Raw genomic sequence first — 2,053 nt, 5'->3', positions numbered from 1 at the left:
GAGGCCGCCGGTGCCGCCCGTGACGAGGATCGTGCCCTGCGGCACGGGCGCCTCGACGCCGCCCGGCGCCCGGTCCGTTTCCGGCAGGTCGGGCAGCAGCCGGCGTGCGAGGACGGCGTCGCCCCGGACCGCGAGCTGGTCCTCCGTTCCGGTCAACGCCCGGGCGAACAGGGCGCGTTGGGCGTCGGTCGCTTCCTTCGGCAGGTCCACGAGGCCGGTGTGCCGTGCGCCGCGTTCCAGTGCGGCGGCCTGACCGAGGCCCCACACCTGCGCCCCGGCGGGGCACGTCACTGGGTCGTCCGCGCCGGTGCCGACCGCGCCGCACGTCGCCAGCCAGACCGGCGCGTCGATGTCGGCTGCCGCCAGTTCGCGCAAGAGGCCGAGCGTGGCCTCGGCGCCGGCGTCCGCGTCACCGAGGGCCAGCAGCGAGAGCACCCCGGTGTACGCGCCGGACGCGCTCCGGGAGGCGAGAGCGTCGCTGACGGCGGCGGTGGCCGCGTGCGGATCGTCGAGGGGGACGGTGACCGTGTGGGGCAGGGCGCCGTGTTCGGCGAGGGCGGTGACCGCGGCGTCGTGCCAGGCGGAGCCGTTCCCTCGGCCGTCCGTCGTCCCGGGCAGCAGGACCAGCCAACGTCCGGACACAGTCGCGGAGTTGGCGGCGGCGCCGGTGGTGTCCTGCCAGCCGACGCGGTAGCGCCATGCGTCGGCGGGGCGGGCGGGCCCGGTCGCGTCGGGCAGCAGCCAGAAGCGTTCGTGGTCGAAGGCGTAGGTCGGCAGGTCGGCGGGGCCGGTCGGTCCGCCGTCACCGCCGCCGTGCACGGCCCGCCAGTCCACGGTGACGCCGCCGACGTGCGCCTCGGCGACGGAGGCCAGGAAGCGTTCGGGGGTGTCGTCGCCGCGCCGGACGGAGCCCACGACGGTGCTCGCGTCGCCGAGCGTGTCCTGCATGCTCCCGCTGAGCACCGGGTGGGGGCTCACCTCGACGAACGCGTCGTGCCCCGCCGCGCCGAGTGCCTCGATCGCGGACTCGAACTCCACGGTGCGGCGCAGGTTCTCGTACCAGTAGGCGGCGTCGAGCTCGGGCCCGTCGGCGAACGCGCCGCGCAGCGTGGAGTAGAGCGGGATGTCGGGCGTACGGGGAGTGATGCCGGCCAGCGGTGCGGTGACCGCGTCCTTCAGGCGCTCCACGTGGGAGGTGTGGGAGGCGTAGTCGACGGGGAGCAGCCGCGCGTCGACGCCCGCCCCGGCGCAGTGCTCCTTGAAACGGCGCACGGCTTCGGGGTCACCGGCCACGACCACGGCGTCGGGGCCGTTGACGGCGGACAGCTCCAGGTCGCCGGGCGCGGCGACGCGCAGCAGTTCCGCCGCCTGTGCGCGACTTGCGCGCAGCGACAACATGGCGCCGTGGCCGCGCAGTTCGGTGAGCGCGCGGGCGCGCAGGGCCACCACCCGCGCCGCGTCGTCCAACGACAGGGCACCCGCGACACACGCCGCCGCGATCTCCCCCTGCGAATGCCCCACCACGGCATCCGGCTCCACACCACACGCCCGCCACAACCGCGCCAACGACACCATCACCGCGAACAACACCGGCTGCACCACATCAACCCGCTCAAGGGACGGAGCACCCTCCACACCACGGATCACCTCCACCACCGAGAAACCCGCCACCTCCGCCAACGCCGCATCACACTCCGCCAACGCCTGGGCGAACACCGGGACATCGAGCAGCCCCCGCCCCATCCCCACCCACTGCGAACCCTGACCCGGGAACACCCACACCACCCGACGCCCCCCACCCCCCACACCGGTGACGGCACGGGACACGGGGTTGCCCTCGGCGAGAGCGCGCAGGGTGTCGGCGGCGTCCTCGACGTCGCGTACGAGAGCCACGGCCCGCCGGTCGAAGGTCTGCCGCGCCGTGGTGAGCGTCCGGGCCACCTCCGGCAGCAGGGCGTCCTGCCGGCGCGTCAGGTGCGCGGCGAGGCGGGTGGACTGCGCGGCCAGGGCGGTCTCCGTACGCGCGGACAGCACCAGCGGCACCACCCCCGCG

At 75.3% G+C, this 2,053-nt stretch carries 1 protein-coding gene; it reads right to left on the bottom strand.

Annotated elements, in window-relative coordinates:
- Nucleotides 1-2,053 (bottom strand): acyltransferase domain-containing protein (locus G3I40_RS06360; protein WP_164301177.1); only part of this gene is annotated, 2,053 nt, incomplete at both ends.

The sequence above is a fragment of the Streptomyces sp. SID14478 genome (assembly GCF_010548525.1).
In the GTDB taxonomy this organism is placed as follows: Bacteria; Actinomycetota; Actinomycetes; order Streptomycetales; family Streptomycetaceae; genus Streptomyces.
Note: the sequence above shows the minus strand (reverse complement) of the source record. Positions and strands in the feature narration are given on the sequence as shown.